The organism is Klebsiella sp. 4_1_44FAA, assembly GCF_000238715.1.
GTDB classification, from domain to species: domain Bacteria; phylum Pseudomonadota; class Gammaproteobacteria; order Enterobacterales; family Enterobacteriaceae; genus Klebsiella; species Klebsiella pneumoniae.
In genome coordinates this window covers 31,526-47,434 of the sequence record NZ_JH414811.1, presented here as the reverse complement: position 1 = coordinate 47,434, position 15,909 = coordinate 31,526, and the positions used below count along the sequence as shown (strand labels likewise).

The 15,909-nt window shown below is 55.7% G+C and carries 13 protein-coding genes and 1 pseudogene; all 14 read right to left on the bottom strand.

The genetic code is table 11. From position 1 onward, the window contains the following. Positions 1-149: 149 nt before the first annotated feature. Entirely contained in the window at positions 150-1,007 is an 858-nt protein-coding gene (repA, locus tag HMPREF1024_RS01400) for an incFII family plasmid replication initiator RepA (RefSeq protein WP_009309890.1), read from the bottom strand. After that, positions 1,000-1,071 (bottom strand): RepA leader peptide Tap, encoded by a 72-nt coding sequence (tap, locus tag HMPREF1024_RS32135; RefSeq protein WP_012539968.1) that lies wholly within the window; start codon positions 1,069-1,071, stop codon positions 1,000-1,002. The genes repA and tap overlap by 8 nt, the downstream gene beginning before the upstream one ends. Before the next feature lie 228 nt (positions 1,072-1,299). Continuing rightward, a complete protein-coding gene (locus tag HMPREF1024_RS01405) occupies positions 1,300-1,551 on the bottom strand; it encodes a replication regulatory protein RepA (RefSeq protein WP_009309889.1) in 252 nt (83 codons plus the stop codon). A 136-nt stretch (positions 1,552-1,687) separates the two neighbouring features. Continuing rightward, positions 1,688-2,239 (bottom strand): phospholipase D family protein, encoded by a 552-nt coding sequence (locus tag HMPREF1024_RS01410; protein WP_029497507.1) that lies wholly within the window; start codon positions 2,237-2,239, stop codon positions 1,688-1,690. 105 nt (positions 2,240-2,344) lie between these two features. Next, complete coding sequence (locus HMPREF1024_RS01415; protein WP_009309887.1) at positions 2,345-2,656, bottom strand: hypothetical protein; 312 nt, start codon at positions 2,654-2,656, stop codon at positions 2,345-2,347. Beyond that, positions 2,653-3,303, bottom strand: a complete 651-nt coding sequence (locus HMPREF1024_RS01420) for a DUF2726 domain-containing protein (protein WP_009309886.1) — start codon at positions 3,301-3,303, stop codon at positions 2,653-2,655. Before HMPREF1024_RS01420 ends, HMPREF1024_RS01415 begins: the two co-directional genes overlap by 4 nt. Before the next feature lie 55 nt (positions 3,304-3,358). Continuing rightward, positions 3,359-4,003, bottom strand: coding sequence for a hypothetical protein (locus HMPREF1024_RS01425; RefSeq protein WP_009309885.1), 645 nt, complete (start codon positions 4,001-4,003; stop codon positions 3,359-3,361). 470 nt (positions 4,004-4,473) lie between these two features. Then, positions 4,474-4,821, bottom strand: coding sequence for a DUF6404 family protein (locus HMPREF1024_RS01430; RefSeq protein ID WP_009309884.1), 348 nt, complete (start codon positions 4,819-4,821; stop codon positions 4,474-4,476). Positions 4,822-4,840: 19 nt separating this feature from the next. Next, complete coding sequence (locus HMPREF1024_RS01435; RefSeq protein ID WP_009309883.1) at positions 4,841-5,437, bottom strand: fertility inhibition protein FinO; 597 nt, start codon at positions 5,435-5,437, stop codon at positions 4,841-4,843. Between the two features lie 154 nt (positions 5,438-5,591). After that, positions 5,592-6,317 carry a type-F conjugative transfer system pilin acetylase TraX gene (gene traX / locus HMPREF1024_RS01440; protein WP_009309882.1) on the bottom strand — a complete coding sequence of 242 codons (726 nt, stop codon included), beginning with the start codon at positions 6,315-6,317 and terminating at the stop codon, positions 5,592-5,594. Positions 6,318-6,406: 89 nt separating this feature from the next. Next, complete coding sequence (gene traI / locus HMPREF1024_RS01445; protein ID WP_009309881.1) at positions 6,407-11,665, bottom strand: conjugative transfer relaxase/helicase TraI; 5,259 nt, start codon at positions 11,663-11,665, stop codon at positions 6,407-6,409. After that, positions 11,665-13,974, bottom strand: coding sequence for a type IV conjugative transfer system coupling protein TraD (gene traD, locus HMPREF1024_RS01450; RefSeq protein ID WP_009309880.1), 2,310 nt, complete (start codon positions 13,972-13,974; stop codon positions 11,665-11,667). The genes traI and traD overlap by 1 nt, the downstream gene beginning before the upstream one ends. Positions 13,975-14,099: 125 nt before the next feature. After that, positions 14,100-14,792, bottom strand: coding sequence for a hypothetical protein (locus tag HMPREF1024_RS31485; RefSeq protein ID WP_009309879.1), 693 nt, complete (start codon positions 14,790-14,792; stop codon positions 14,100-14,102). Between the two features lie 796 nt (positions 14,793-15,588). Then, positions 15,589-15,909, bottom strand: a pseudogene (locus tag HMPREF1024_RS0127730) (transposase); the annotation flags it as partial.

The following is a 15,909-nucleotide window of genomic DNA, read 5'->3' as shown; positions in this document are numbered from 1 at the left end:
CAGGCGATAACATTTAAGGCCACTTTGACGCCAGGAAGACCGGAATTATGGTGAGGAATGCAGGTCTGAAGATGAGATAATACGTAGTAGCCGGCCAACAGGCGTGCGAAAGCCTCCGGCGCCGGCCGGATTTTTTAAAGAAGGTGATGTTATATGGGTACAGTGGCCAGTCGCGTGTAGTTGTTCCCGCGCGACAGCAGCATGCGCTCCTGCACACGGCGCTCAACCTCACGCTTCAGCGCTTCTTTATCTCCCCTGAAGCGGCCGGTGGCGTATTCGCGAGTCAGTTGCTGACGCACGCGCGTCTCAATGTCATGACGCTGCCGTGATGCATCCCGCCGTGCAGTATCCCGCTTCCGGCCGTGAGATTTACGCTCAGCCTGATAGCTGCGAAAACGCTCACGCACAAACCGCCATGCTTTTGCGATCAGTTCGTCCATCTCCAGGGGTTTCAGTTTCTGCTTTTTGCGCTGCAGGTTTTCCCACTCCACACGGCTGCGGCGCGCGGCCACCACAGCCACCTCAGAAACGTCAAGCGCGGAAAACAGAGCCGGGGTGAAGGTGATATCGGTCGGGATGTTACAGCCGATCTGCGGGTCATATTCAGTCTGATAGGTGATGAGCCCCAGCTCGGCCAGAAACTTCAGCGCCCGGGTGGCACGGCTGACTGACAGGTTGCCGTTCCTGGACTCGGTGGCCAGTCCACACTCGATGGCCATATTGGTAATCGAGCGCTGCACGCGATTGGCCAGCGGATCATAGTGAAAACACATTGCCTGCAGTAGCGCGTCAATTGCACGCCGGCGCAACAGGGGTGGCATCCGGTGACGCTTACCCAGCGAACGCAAAAACGCCACATGAATGGAAAAATCAAAACGGGACGTGAAGCCTTCGGCTTTCGCCATCAGCTTACGGCAGAACGGCAGGGTCTTTTTCCCTTCTCGCGGCGTGAAAACCGGGTTCGGGTTTTTAACCTGTGAATAGTGGTTTTGAAGGATATCAGTCACCGCTTCCTGCGCTTATGTTGCACGGAAGGAGTGAGCACAGAAGGTCTTGAACTTTTCTGGGCATAATTCTATACTCCCTGCATAGAGCAACACGTTCTATGCAGTTTATGAAGGCCCCGTTAATCTTTTCTGTCCGCCAAGATTGAAGAAGATTATCGGGGTTTTTGCTTTCTGGTTCCGGGTAAACATCCACAAAACCAGCTCCCTGCCACCTTACGGCGTGGCACACCAAAAGCTCTAATCTCGCAGCAATTTAACACTCATCGGGTAAAGGTTCAAGAAAGTAAGCCCATTAAGATATGTTTCTGGCTAATGCTTCGCGTTGGATCAACCGGGACAGTACTTCAGCCTGTGTTAACCCATCGTCATGACACATTTTCATCAATATGTCTTTGAGCTGTGGTTCCAGGAACACTTTAACTTCTTTATGGGTGGCCCTTTTCTTTGCCACTGAAGATCGCTGTTTATCAGCATCGCTAAGTGGGTTCCCTTTCCGGTAGGGACGTTTCGATGAGGAAGTAACTCCGTTAACGACCTGTGACATCTCTGCCTCCTCAAGCATTTAACAAAATACCTGGACAAAGATACTACATGTCTTTATAGGCAGCGAGTGCACACATTAATTTAATGTAAAATACATTTTTCCTGTTGGCGCAGAAAAAATGTGTTCAATGTGATCGTTAGTACGATGAATGCCAATCAGTACCGCCATTCCAGCGAGACTGCCAGTGCTGCAGATAGCGTTGAGCTACGACTGGAACATCCCATACGACAAGCACGTTCTCTGAATTGACGCGTTCAGCGGCGCGGGTGTAGTTAAAAGACCCGACTTCAATATTGCGGCCATCGGCAATGATGACTTTATCGTGCATGATTTTGTACTGCGACACTGTGCGCACCGGGATGCCGGCATTGACCAGAAGATTCATGGCCGCCAGGCTCGCCTGGTTTTGCTTGCCGGTATTGGCTTTCCAGTCCAGAACCACCTTCACATCGACACCACGCCGCTTTGCCCTGACAAGCGCACCGGCGACTTCAGGTGAGGTAAAGGAATACCCCATCAGCCGGATTTCCTGCTGTGCAGAATCAATAGTCTTCAGGACCAGCTGCAGAGCCGTTCCTTCCGGTGAATATCCCGTCTCGATGCTGGCGGCATACACGGCCGGAACAGGTGCAAACAAAGTCAGACTAATAAGCCCCGACAGACAACATCTGCGGAGTGTACGGTTAATTTTTTTCACAGTATTTCCTTAACGGGTGTTTTAAGAAACGCCGGGAACGGGGGAAACTGGCTTTTCCCCGTTCCCGGGGTTGGACAACGACGCCATGCGGAGGCGTCAGGATTTTGTGGTATGCCGAAACCAGTAGCAGACGGGTCCGTCGCCGGTATCGTGGACAGAGCCCAGGAACCAGCCATCATCATCATTCGGCGGTTCCGGTATCCAGCCACGGGCATCCGGGGCTTCATCCGTAAATCCGGCAGCAAAGGCTTCAGGCGCTTCATCGCGCATTGTCATCACAAAGCACTGAAGTTTATGAGTTCTGAGCCAGTAGCTTAATTCTGCGGAAGTTTCACAACCACTGCGTGCCAGCACAGGATGTGTCCAGTACCCCTGTTCATCACGTTTCACTTCGGCGGCGATAATCATTTTTCTTTCTCCTTGCGTTCAGTATGCTCTGTCGTTGAATTCATACCGGTTATGGATTTTTCGGCAGCATCGGCTCCGCGGTATTTCAGAAACTCTCTGACCCTTCTTACCAGCCTCTCTGAATCCCGATCGCGTAGTAGTGGAATACCGGCCTGCCTCAGAACCTCTTCCAGCAGAATATCGCGCCGGATACGGTGTTTTTTCTGGTGTGAGGCATCATCCAGTTCAACTGCGCCGATGATAGCGAAGGTATGGATGTCAACGATGACCACATCGCAGTGCCACTGTGATGCCATCCGGAAGAGTTGCCACCAGGTCCGGGATCGTGGCCGGATATGGGGAGAGAGTGTGGCAATATCTGCCACCCGGACCTGAGGACACAACAGCCAGCGCTTTCGGCTGGTATGCCTCAGTAATGCCCGGAAAAAATGTTGTTCCCGTGGCGTCATCAGTGTGTCATTACCCACCCAGACCCGCTGGCGACACAACCGTTGCTCAGCCTCTGAGGGGCGAATACCCAGGGCTTTCAGTGACATCAGAACCGGGGAAGTCTTCGTTACTGCGCGTCCTTTCAGAAGCAGCACCAGAAACCCCAGCAAACTCAGCACAACAACGGTACTGCCCGCCATCATTAATATCTTTGCCATGTATTTTATTCCCTGATGTTCCTTTCTTTCCCGATGCGTTTTCCTGTCGTCGTCCTCATCTTTCTGTCCCTCTTCTGATAAGGCAGAACTCTGCCGGCAGCCTGTCGAGCAACGCGCGGCGAAATACATTCGGCAGTCCTCTCCCGGCTACAACATCAGCGATCAGAACTGATATGACGCTAATCTGCAGGACGAGGCACAGGACAAAACCAATCTGGTGCACCAGTTCCGCAGCAGGCATATTACGAAGAGCATTAATCAGGCGGATGGCATCCTGTGGGGAACCCCAGGCGAGAATACCGATACCGACCAGCATCACCGCCGGCGTATACAACAGCCCCCGGCTGATAACCCGTCCGGTCAGGCCTGTAAGCTCCCACCTTTGCTGGCGAAACACCTCATCATCCCGGAGGATTTCCCATTCCAGCCGGGCCTTTTCATGGCGCGGCACCTCGGCCACCACCTGAATACCGTCGCGAATACTGACCAGCGGTGAGACCTCTGGCTTTCTCATCCGGTCGATGTGACGGGTATATAGGGCAAGGCCTGCCCAGAACGGCGCAACAGACGATAAAAGCAGATAAAACCCATTCCCCCGAAAAACGGAAGGGAACAGGAGCATAAGAACCATCGCTAGCACGATACCGCAGAAATAACAGAACAGCTGCTGCTGTTTGCGCAGAATAAAATATTTAAACATAGTATCATTCCTTTTTATTTGATGATTTACGCACGATATGAAAGCCTGTGCATTTCATATATCGCACGTCGTGATGTAATAAAATATTGAAATCAGTTAAATACTGACAGTGGATGACTTAAATTGAAAATTGAGCACTTATAAGCGTCTCATCACCCCGGGACGTGGCAGTCCCGAAGCAGCCATTCACGGCACCGAATGGCTTGTCATTCTTCGCGTCTGCCCATACCCGGGCAACACACATGCCTCAGCCACAATGCCTTTCACCCTTTACCTCTCTTTCGTTTGAATATATTTGTTCTGACTATATACGACAATAATAAACACAACAGTCCCTTCCGGACAGGAGTAATACCAGAACGGACGTAGTCACGTATAATAACCACACCATACAGGGTAAATATTTTTAAGAAAACGAGGGGTCTGTCAGGCCAGGAATATTCACAACCTGACAGCTTATATTTATTTCATTACAGATCTTTCCAGTCAGGTAATTTATTCACCTTTCGCCGCCACAGATGAAAAAGTGCCATCGTCAGGCCAAATAACACGCCCGCGATAAGACTGACTTCGCAGGCGAACAGGAGAGGCATCCCCTGGGCCCGCCACACCGTCCAGTACATCCACAGCCCATATCCAAGGGAGAAATAGCCTGTCATTACGACAAAAACCTGCCAGAGCGGAGCAAACGGCAGCGGGGGAATGTTTATCCCCAGCCGCCACAACAGTCGTATCAGAAGCGGTGCATAATTGCTTTTCCACATCTTACGGCTGGCCATTATCGCCAGCGCCTTTTGTTTCCGCGCTTCAAAATCCATTTCCTCTCCTCGATTGTATTCAGCCAGCTGACTGGCTCCGCATACGCTCAGTTCGCAGGAGTTCTTTCATCATGCGCTCGCTGGCGTACTGCGCTTCCTCTGCAGCGACGGTCGCGACGGCATTCCCCTGCAGATCATAGCGGGAGGCCCCCACCTTCATCCGGGACAGATAGCCCGCAGACCGGGTCAGACTCTTCAGGCACTTAATCACCTGTTTATGCGACAGCGGCAGGTCACGGTTCACAATGTCGGCAAACAGCTGTTCGCGCATGCCTGTTGCCAGCAGACGGGGGGAGTTCCCGTCGAACAGCTGTGGCCAGAACGCCTTCAGGGTCATGATGGCCTGTTCCGGCGGCAGCAGGCGAAGATAACGCACCTGAGGTGGCGTCTTTACCGCTTTAACCGGCGCCGGCGCCGCGTTACGCGCGGCGGCTTCTGCCGCTTGTTTAACCTTCTCAAGTTTCTCTTTCTTTGCCTTCCAGGCCGGCGGGGACGAAACCACCACGACCTTCTTACGGCGCACCACACCAGGGACAGGTGTCGCCTCCGCGGGTGCCGTACTGTTCTCCGCCGGTTTTCGTTTCAGGCTCAGTACAGGGCGTTTTTCTTCACTCATAAGGGGCCATATCAATAAAAGCTACAGGTCTGAGGTATACGATACGCTAACGGTATCATCGTTTCACCTCACAATGCAGTGGACACAACGATGATATCCCCTTGTCACGTTTACGGGCAATGTGCCCTCCCCCGGACCTGTGTCCGGTTTTTTTTTACATCGAGATGACAATACCCAGTACCGCCAGGTGCACTGCATAGAACATCACAAAGAAATGCCGCGGCCAGAAGCGTTTCACACGTTCTCCGGCAGATGAACACACGATCAGCGTCAGCAGCGCAATCGCCAGCCCGGCCGCCGATTCACTCACGTTATGCATATTCATCAGCAACACCATGAGGGCCCACAGCACCCCGTATCCCAGCCGTTCCGGTGCATGCTGTGCGCGACAAAGTAGCCAGCTGGCGGTGAGCATGCCCACTCCGGCCATGCCGTAGCTGCCGGTTGACAGGGGTATCCAGGCGACCAGCAGTCCGACCGCCGGGAGGGTGTAATACCAGGACGGCTGGCTGACCCACCGCAGGACCTGGCCCGTGACGGCAAAGGCAAACAGAATATTCCCGGTATACCACGGGTACCCGATGAGCATAAACGACACCTGGGCAACCAGCGCCCAGCCCCACAGGCTGTTCAGCTGCGACTGGCGTATTTCCGCGTGCCGGGCCAGATTCATTCCCCATGCCAGACCAAACAGCGGAAAACAGCCCCGTCCCAGAAGCCGCATTATCTCGTTATTGTGTGCCAGCAGTAACCCGGCATGGTCGGTGACCATCAGGACCAGGGCCACCGTTTTAATCATATCCGTCTGACCCGGTGTCCAGGTCAGTAATGCCTGCAGCCAGCGGTCAGCGGCTCTGAAACCGATTGTGTGTGCTGTCATCTCTGTATCCTTCTCTCTTTTTACCGCGCCCCGGCAGGGGGTCCGGTGTTAACCGGAGGCCCTGCCGGGGCAGACAAGCCGCAGGCGCGTCAGTCACCCCCGAGGGTTTTCTCGCGGTTCAGGTCGCGCACCATGTCCCGCTCCACAGCCTGCAGACGCTCACGCTGCAGACTTTCTGAGGCCACCTGCTGAATCGCCTCCTCCTGGCGCCGGAACTGAGGATCATCCGGTAGCGTCGTTTTCTCCGTACCCGGCCGGTCACGCTCCAGTCCGCGAATGACGTCCCCGATAACCTCTTTCACCCGGTCCGCCGGCTCGCCGGCTTTACGCGCCTCCCCGGCCACTTCCCGGGCAGTCTGTTCCGCCTGTTTTTCCATTTCCCGGCGCTGCTGTTCTTCTGCCGCCCGCTGTGCCAGTACCTCTGGCGGGAGGATAATGTCAGCCCCGGCCTGCGGTACCGGAGCCACCGGCGCCGGTTCAGCCCATACCCGCCCGCCGGTCATGGCCCCGGGGTTCCAGGGGCGGTCATCACCGGCCAGACGCACCACCACCCCGGTATCGGGATTGTCGCGGGCCATTCTGACGCCCTCCCCCATATTCCCGGCCAGCAGGCTTTCACCGTTGCGGCTGTTCTGCAGCGCCACGAACCGGGCGTCTTCATTGCCCATAATTCGTCCCTCCCCGCCGATAGCCTCAAGCCGTCCGTCCCGATCGGTCAGTGGGCTGAGCCAGATACCGGCGGCTTTCCCGTTTTTATCAAATGCCGGCAGCGCCACATGCGGCTGAGGGTACTTTTTCCCCGGAGAAATGAATTTTCCTGGTGAACTTCCCTGTGCCAGACCGGACTGCTGCAGGGCTGCCCGGCCCGCGGCGGTTTCATCCAGTGGCCTTGCCCGCCCGAACAGCAGATCGGCTGTTTTCACCGCCCGGTCGTTACGGGGTTCAAGAATATCGTGCGCCGTCGCTTTCTCAGGTGAATGCTTGATGGCCTTTATCCAGCCCTCACGGTTGTCGGTGTAGACCTGAACATGCTGTTTCATGCGGGATAAAGCCACATAGGCAGACTCAAAGCTGGCCATCTGTTCCCGGCCACCGGCCACCCCTTCCAGCGCGATGGCATACGGCTCGCTGGCCCCCTGGGCGCCGTGGGCGGTGATGGCGTAGGCGAGGTCGATATGCTGCTGTGCCTGCTCCGCCTTCGGGGTCAGCGTACGGGTGAGTTTGCCATCAGACAGCGTGACACTGTCACCCGAAACAGACTGCACCTCCCAGATACTGTTGGCCACATAGCCGCGCTCCGGGTCACTTTTGCTGAAACGCATTCGGTCCCCCTGAGACACGGTTATCTTTTCCTGACGATAGAGCGTGACGCCTTCTGCCGATGCCTCCCGGGGTGAGATAAATCGCTCCTTTCCTTCACTGTCAGTCAGAGTGATCAGCTGATTATCCTTATCCACTTTGCTGATACGGTGGTATACGTTATCAACCAGCGCCACCGCCTCCTTGTGAGCCGTCCAGGTCGACAATTTGCGCAGTTCACCGTCACGGATGTTACTCGTGACCAGCACCGGCAGGGTGATTTCCTCTTTGCCGGTTTCCCCGTTCTCCCGCCGTGCGTCATGGATCAGACTGTTCAGCGCCCGCCGGTCCTTATTCAGATGGGTGATCACCAGCGTCTGCGACTGTGCCTCCGGGGTCCGTCCGGTATAGTCCTTCACCAGCGCCTCGTAGAGCGACGCGGGCTGACCTGCCGGCAGGGTTTTCCCCTCGCTCAGCGCCTTTTCTATCGCCTTTTCCTGCTTTGGCGTGAATTCCACCACAGAACTGCCCGGCGCCCAGACGCCTTCTTTTCTCGGCACCTGTTCCGGCGTGACCTGCTCAATGGTGGTCAGGGCGCGGTGCACATCCCGCTCAATCAGGCTGTAGACCGCCGGTCGCAGCTCAGGCACCTGGCGCACAATCTCTTTCATGATGGCAACGTCGGCGGCGCTGCGCTGCTGCATCAGCCTGAACGGCTGGCCCGGCGCGATGGGCTGCAGCTGGTCGTTATCCCCGCTGGACACCGCCCGTCCACCGCCGGCGACGATGAGGGAGTGGGCTTTTGCCATATCGGCCAGCCCCACCATCGAGCTCTCGTCGAGCAGAAACAGGGTGTTGCTGAAATCGGGTGTCTGGCCATTGCGCTGCAGCAGCTGAGTGTCGTGGAGGAACGACGCCGTCGTGCGCGCCTCCACGCCGGCACTCTGCATTTCCCCGACCGCGCGATGCGTCGGCGCCAGACCGATGACGCGCGGACGGGTCTCTTCCGGCAGCAGACTGATGGCACTCATGACTGCCCGGAACTGGGTGGTTTTCCCCACCCCGGCATACCCCTGAACCACCGTGAACCGATCCGTGCTTTCCAGAATCATCCGGGTCGCCGCCCGCTGTCCGGCGGTCAGGTCCGTCATCAGACTGTCCGGCACGCGGTCCATCAGGGGGGCCACCGCACCTTTACCTTCCAGCACGTGGGTCAGGATGCTTTTTTCGGCGTCCCAGGTCTGACGGGAAATCAGCAGGTCATTGCCGTAGCCGTGCGCCACCGGTACATTCAGCAACTGCCCCGACCTGATTTGTGCCTGGATGGTCGTGTCGATGTCCGCCATCGAAACCTTCCCGCCCCCGGTTTCCAGCGCCGTCGCCAGCAGCTGGGGCCGGGAGAAGGTCAGTTTCTCACTTTCAAGCAGCGGGATGGCCAGGTGAATGGCCTGTTCTGCCGGGGTACGCAGTCCGGCCTTCTGCTGCGCAATGGCCGCATCCAGGTCCGTCTCGCCGGATCGGGTCTTCAGCTGCTCTGAGACCACGCTGAAGGCGGTATGCCGCGACAGCTTCTCCGTCGTGCGCGCCGCATCCTGTGCCGAGTACAGCCGGAGATGATTTCCGCTCTGCGCCAGCTGGTTGAGGGTGGCGTTATCCAGCTCACGCTGCGTCACCGACGCAAAGACCGTTGCCGTCTCGCTAACCGACCTGCCGGGACTTTCCACCCAGCCGTGGCCGATTTTAATACCGTCAAACACGCCCGCGCCCACGGCCAGGGTCTGCGTGGTTTTCTGCCCCGGCCGCTGTACCGTCAGCTGCCCGTCCTCCACTTTCATCACCGTGATGCTTTCCCCGCCCTTCAGGCGTGTGTCCGGTATCTTCCCGAGCACCGCCAGACGTTCCCCCTCGGCCACCGGCAGTGTCTCTGCCCGGAACAGCGTCCACTGGCTGTCGACCGCGGAAACCTTCAGATCCAGACGGACCCCTTCCCGGTCTTTCAGGGTCAGCATATTGCTGCTCGCGGTCACCCGGTCAATGACAAAGCGATCGTGCGTCCGGGTCTCCGGATCCCAGCGTTCCATCACCATCCCCTCCCGGTAATAATCCCGCACGCCCCGGCTTTTGCTGTCCAGCCATACCGGCGTCAGGGCTGTAATGGTTGTGTCTTTCTCACCCAGCACTCCCTCCTGTCTTAGGGAGTCACGGATAAGGCCGTTGAGTACGCTCTGTTCACGCGTCCCGCTGATTTGGGCCACGCTTTCCTGCCCTTCACGCACGCTGACGGCAAACTCCTGTGCCAGCCGGCTGTAGCGTGCGCCTTTATCCGGTTCACTGATGATGTCGGCAGTGGTCTGATGGCCACCCTGCCAGCGATACGTATTCACGCCGCTGTCCTTCAGCACCGTCAGCGCGCTGCCGGTCCCGCTGCGCTTCCCGCTGTCGGAGAGCAGGACCTGCACGTTATGGCGCATCGCGCCATCGAGCAGGGAAATCGTTTCCTTCAGGCTCAGCTTCTCCGCCTGATCCACGATGAGTGTTCCGCCCGGAATAAACGCCGTCCCGTCCTGCAGGGCGGATTTACCGGTCACCGTTTCCCCGGCCAGACGCACATCACCGGCGAGAAAATCACGTGAGCGGTTATCGGCCGCCAGGATATGGACGTCACGCCCCTGCTCCCGGGCCATCAGGGTTAACTCGGCCACCCGCTCCCGCTGGCCGGTTGCACCGCCCTGACCGGAAACGATACCCATGACCGGGCGATCCTGCGCCAGCACGCTGACGGCATCGCTGAAAGGGGCCTGGCGCACCACCGAGGCATCGGACGTGACGGAGACATGATTCTGGCGCTGCACCTCCTGACTCAGGGCTTTGACGGCGAGTTCATCGAGAACGTGGATGTTTGAGGTGAACAGGCCTTTCTCGCGATCGAGAGGGATAAGCTGCTCCCGTTCAATGGCAGCATCGATGCCCTTTCTCGCCAGCTCAAACACACCGTCCTTCGCCTCCAGCTGGCCGACCGTGCGAGCCAGCAGGTCGGCATACGTGAACTGCACCTTGCGGTCGCTGAGACCGGCAATCGCTTTCGTCACCACATCCGTGATATCCGGACCGTCAGTGTTCACCGGCGCGGCAGGTGCACGGGCCAGCTCTGCGGCTCGCGCATCGGCGGCCTCACGGTACCCCCGGATGTCAAACCCGGTCTCCTTCAGCGTGTTCATCCACTCCACCATCTTCTCTGCCGGATCGATGGCTTCTTTCGACTTTCGGGTATCGAGCGCGGCCACATCCCGGGACTTCAGGGAGGCATCGGGTCCGGCGGCCTCCCTGAGTTCCTGACTGCGGGTGGAAAACGACTCAACCGGCACGCCCTCCATCTCCCACATACCGTTCTTACCCGCATCCACTGTCCTGTAACCCAGAGACTCAACATCGGCCCTGAGAGTGTTCTGGTATATCTTTCCGAAAGCGATGCGGTTGGCCAGTATGTTTTCGGAAAACCCGGTTTTACCGACGGTATCGCTGGCCAGCGTCTGCCATTTATCGCCGTTCTGTGTCGCATTGATAACCACGCTGTGCGTGTGTATCTGTGGGTCCTGAGCGCGCGATGTATCGTGGTTAAAGCGGGCAATAATCAGATTCCCGGTCAGGACTGTTTCAGAAACGCCGTCTTTCTGCACCCGCGTGCTGGCCAGGGACTCCACCTGATTAAGAGCCACTGTCACCGCGCGATTATGAGCGTCGATAAGACGCTTATCACCACCCAGCATAGCCAGCATCGATACACTCTTCGGTGCTGAGAACGTCAGATCGTAGCCGGGCCTGTGCTTATTCACGCCATCCTGAATCCGGGTCAGGTCGCTGCCATCAGGTAGCTTTCCCTGCAGTAGCTCCGTGAAGATCTGCTTGTCTACCTTTCCTTCAAGCCCCAGCGCTTCTGCGCCTTTACCCTGCCAGCGCTCCTCCATGCTCCCGATAACGTAGTAGTTGTCTTTCTCTGTGTAGTAGTTACCGGCACTACCCGCCGATTTAACCTGGCTGAAACTGAGCATCAGAAATTCCCCCCAATTTCGAGATCATCCTGCTCATCGTGGCGGTGGCTGTGGTTGATATTGACCTCTTCACGCCGCTGCATATCCCGCTGCGTCTGCTCATCAGCCCAGGCGTCATACGCCTGCATGTCTTCAATCACACCGTCCTCGTTCATACCGGCCGGCAGCATGGCCTGCCCCTGTTCTGCGGACTGCTGCGCCAGTACCTGTTCTGTCCCGCCTGCCGCTGCAGCAGGGGTACCGGCAGAGGATGCTGTTGCGGCAGTTCCGGCCGCTGCGGCTGCTTTTGGTTTGATCAACGGTACGGTCGTGACCCGCAGGACGGGAGGCTCAGCTGTCCTGGCGGAGGGTTCCGCTGCCGGACGCTTTGTTGTCGGCGGCGATTTTACCGGTGCAGGAGTTACCGTCATTACTGCTGGCGCAGGCTGACTGACCGGCTCAGGCTGTTCACCGGCGTGACTGCCGGCATCATCTGGCCCGGATGCCGGGGCATCCGGCGTGAAAAGCGCCCTGGCAAGACTGCCTTCAGCTTCCCGCGCTTCAAGCAGCGCACTGAGCCGCGCATCCACCCGCGCATCGAGAGTGCGAGGAATAAATCCTTCGGCAATTTTCGGACGCGGCTTGTATTTGAGGGCCAGCTTCACGGCCGGATACGGCCCGGGCAGCGTGACATAGCAGGACAGGTCCGGTAGCGTCTGAATATCGGAGTAACTGACCAGCGTTTCCCGCTCTTTTTCTTTCCCGGTCGACACCCCATCACGCACCGGGTCAGCACCGTAAGAGTACTGTTCGCTGGCTTTGAGAATTTCCTTCTCACCAATTTCACCGGCAGCAAACTCCGCAATCTCTTTACTCGGGGAGCGGAAGAAGGCCCGGGTGTTCATCACGTCAAAGAGCGTGGCGGCAGGCTTAACGCCATAGATATCTTCAAGCTGGGCATAGGACTGAATACCGAACACATAACAACCACCAAATTTACGCGCCTCCGGGAGGATTTCGACCAGGTCCGGCAGCTTGTGCAGCGTGGGAAGTTCGTCAGCGAAGATCCACACACGCCGGTTACGGTTCTCGCCCATCGCCAGGAGGCCGCGGATGGCAATCGACAGCCACATCGAGATAACCGGCTTCAGGGAGGCATGGGTGTCAGCGTTTGAGGAAATAAACAACCAGCCATTGGGTCGGTCCTCACGGACGCCGCGCATCCAGTCCCGGATAGTGAACGGCTCGCCGTTCTTCTCAATGCCCTGCAGGTAGCGAATAGCCTTGACGTAGTTGGTCAGCACAGCTCGAATGGAGATGGCGGTTTTCTCAATTTTCTCTTCAACCAGGTTCGCTGCCGGCGTGTTCTGCAGATAGGCGCGCAGCTTGTCGATCTTAATGGACAGCATGGTATCGACCAGCTTCTCGTAGCTCCGATCGTCGTCTTCGCGCATCAGATACGCGCCTTCGGCAAAGATAGTGCGACCGGAGCCCTGCCAGAACGGGTCTTCTTTGGTGCCCATCGGGATAAGGGTGTTGGAGATGTTGTCGAAGTCCGGCAGCGTCAGGCACTCTTTCCACAAATCCCAGGCCGCGCAGCGCGAGTCCAGCGGGTTGAGGATTTTATCCAGTGACGGGTCGTAATAGCTTTTGACGAACTCACAGGAGCGATCGTAAATGATGGCCATATCGCCCCGGGCACGGACATAATTCAGTAGCCGGCGGATCACTTCTGATTTACCGGAACCCACGGTACCGTGGAGGCAGAAGTTCTGGATTTCGGAGTTTTTAAGGATAGGCAGGTCGCCAATTTTAATATCGGAGGCCACACCATCACGCTTCATCTGACGGGCCACTTCTTTGGGTTTATCGGAAAGCTGGCGCCCGCCGGTGTTCTCATCCTCACTCTGCTGTTTCCCCTGGCGGCCCAGCACCCAGCTGGCGATGAAGAACGTCACGATACAGATAACAAGAGAAACCACGGCAGCAAAGGCGAAACCAGTCCACAGCTGCTCTCCACACCAGATAGTATATTTATCGGCCAGGATTTGTTCTGAGGTATATTCCAGCGACTGGCCGTAATATTGAATGGTGTATACCGGCTGGGAGCGAATAATATCGCGCATCGGACCCAGCGTCGTACACCACCAGTATACGCAGCCGTTCACAAAGGTCTGCCAGCTGAGCCGGTACATCAGCATCAGTCCGCACAGCACCCAGAATAAAATAAACAGCACGTAGAAAATAATATTGGCAATCTGACCAAACATGCGAAAGCGCATATTGGCGATCTGACCGCCCTGCGTCATATCTTTGGCATTGAAACTCATGGCACTAATCCGTCAGTAAAGTATTAGGGTCGGAAGGACAAATTAATCAGCGGAAACACACCGGCACAGAAAACAGGATTACAGTCATGCCCGGATCCATAGATGGCCAGGCCGGATACTGGCTGCTATTCAGAGGTTATGCAGAAGCTATAGCCCTCTGAGCCAGGGCAATGTCCGCCTTTAATGTATGACTTCGCCACCTGCCGTCCGGCCTCATCGACCAGGGCATGCAGTGTGGATGGCAATGTTTCAGCCGTGTACTGCAGGCAGACGCAGTAGCATTTCACCGGAGGTTTAATCATATCCGGACGTTCAAACCAGCCGGTCGACGGGAAAATCCGTGTGCCGAAGAGCCTGTCAGAAGGAAACTGAGTCTGCACGGACCAGGCAAACACGTCGTCAGCGCTGTCGCGGCGATTGACGCCGGGGATATACAGATTTTCAGCTTCGCGGACAACACGGGAGGCAAGAGAGGACAAGGCGGAGTCATCCGTGCTGGCCGGGCCTTCCACACATATGGAAAGATGGAAGTATTCCGTTTTGCTCTGTGCTTCTGGCTTTGTATTGGGAATAACTGACGCCGTGTCTCGCTTACGTCCCGTGGAAGACGTCATTAATTTTCGGAAAAAGACACCTGCGATGAAAACAAGCAGAAGAATAACTAACGCGCTGCAGATATACATGATGTGGTCACTGAAGAGAGAACAGACCTCGCGATGTGACAGGGAATCAATTCCCCCCGCTGCAGGATGTGGGTAAATATCGCCAGGCATCAGTTCATGTGCATCAAGAGACCTGACAGGTTCAGATATTGTCATAAATAACCTCTACTCAAATAAAGACGAAAAGACACCGCCAAAGGCGGCAACGCCTCACAGATGCACAAATAAATTGCGCAACTGTTCACCGTTTATATTAGGAAAAAACCGTAAAAATTAAGAAATGAAGAACAAAAGGTTTACTAACCGAACGATTAGATTCGGTTAGTAGAGAGCAGGAACTCAGTTGTTATTGCAGTTTTATTTCTTTATTTTTAACCGATTCAATAACAGACGTCAGAGTAGTTAACTGATAACGACCGAGATCAATATTCATCACCATAACCGTAACTATTATGCAGAAGAATGTTATTACACAGAAGATAATAGAATCTAGATGAGTAAATGAAAAATAAAATGCTAAACATGGAAATATAAATAAGATACAGACCCCATACATCTTACATTTAGCCAGAAGAAAATTAACAAACCTTGAATTTTTCCTGAATGATTCAGGTAGCGAAAGAAAATAAGATCGCGTTTTAGCTGTCACTACGATGGAAAAAAACCCATCGCACCCGCAAAAACCATAACTGTTATTTTATCAATACCAGAAGCATAATCACTTAGCCAGTACGAAAAATAGGATGAAAGAAGAAACCATAACATACATGTCAGTCCAGGCCAGATACAACTCCAGAACGAGGGGATCATCAAATCCTTCTCAGTCAGAATCCGTTTTAACTCTTCAACTTCACTTTGTATTATTTGATGGGTTATCATCCCTTCCTCCCTATCTCGGCTTTGTTGAATAAATCAGATTTCGGGTAAGTCTCCCCCGTAGCGGGTTGTGTTTTCAGGCAATACGCACGCTTTCAGGCATACCTGCTTTCGTCATTTTGTTCAGCGCTCGTACCAGGGCCATAGCCTCTGCAACCTGACCATCGTAGTCACGCAGTGTCAGTGAACCTCCGAACAGCTGTTTTACCCGGTACATCGCCGTTTCCGCTATCGAGCGACGGTTGTAATCTGTTGTCCATTTCCACCGCGCATTACTCCCGGTCATTCGCTGATTAGCCACTGCACGGTTACGGTCTGCATATTCACCGGGCCAGTAACCCGCACCTTTTCGGGGAGGGATAGGGCGCTGATTTTCTACGCCGCAGTTCATCGTGAC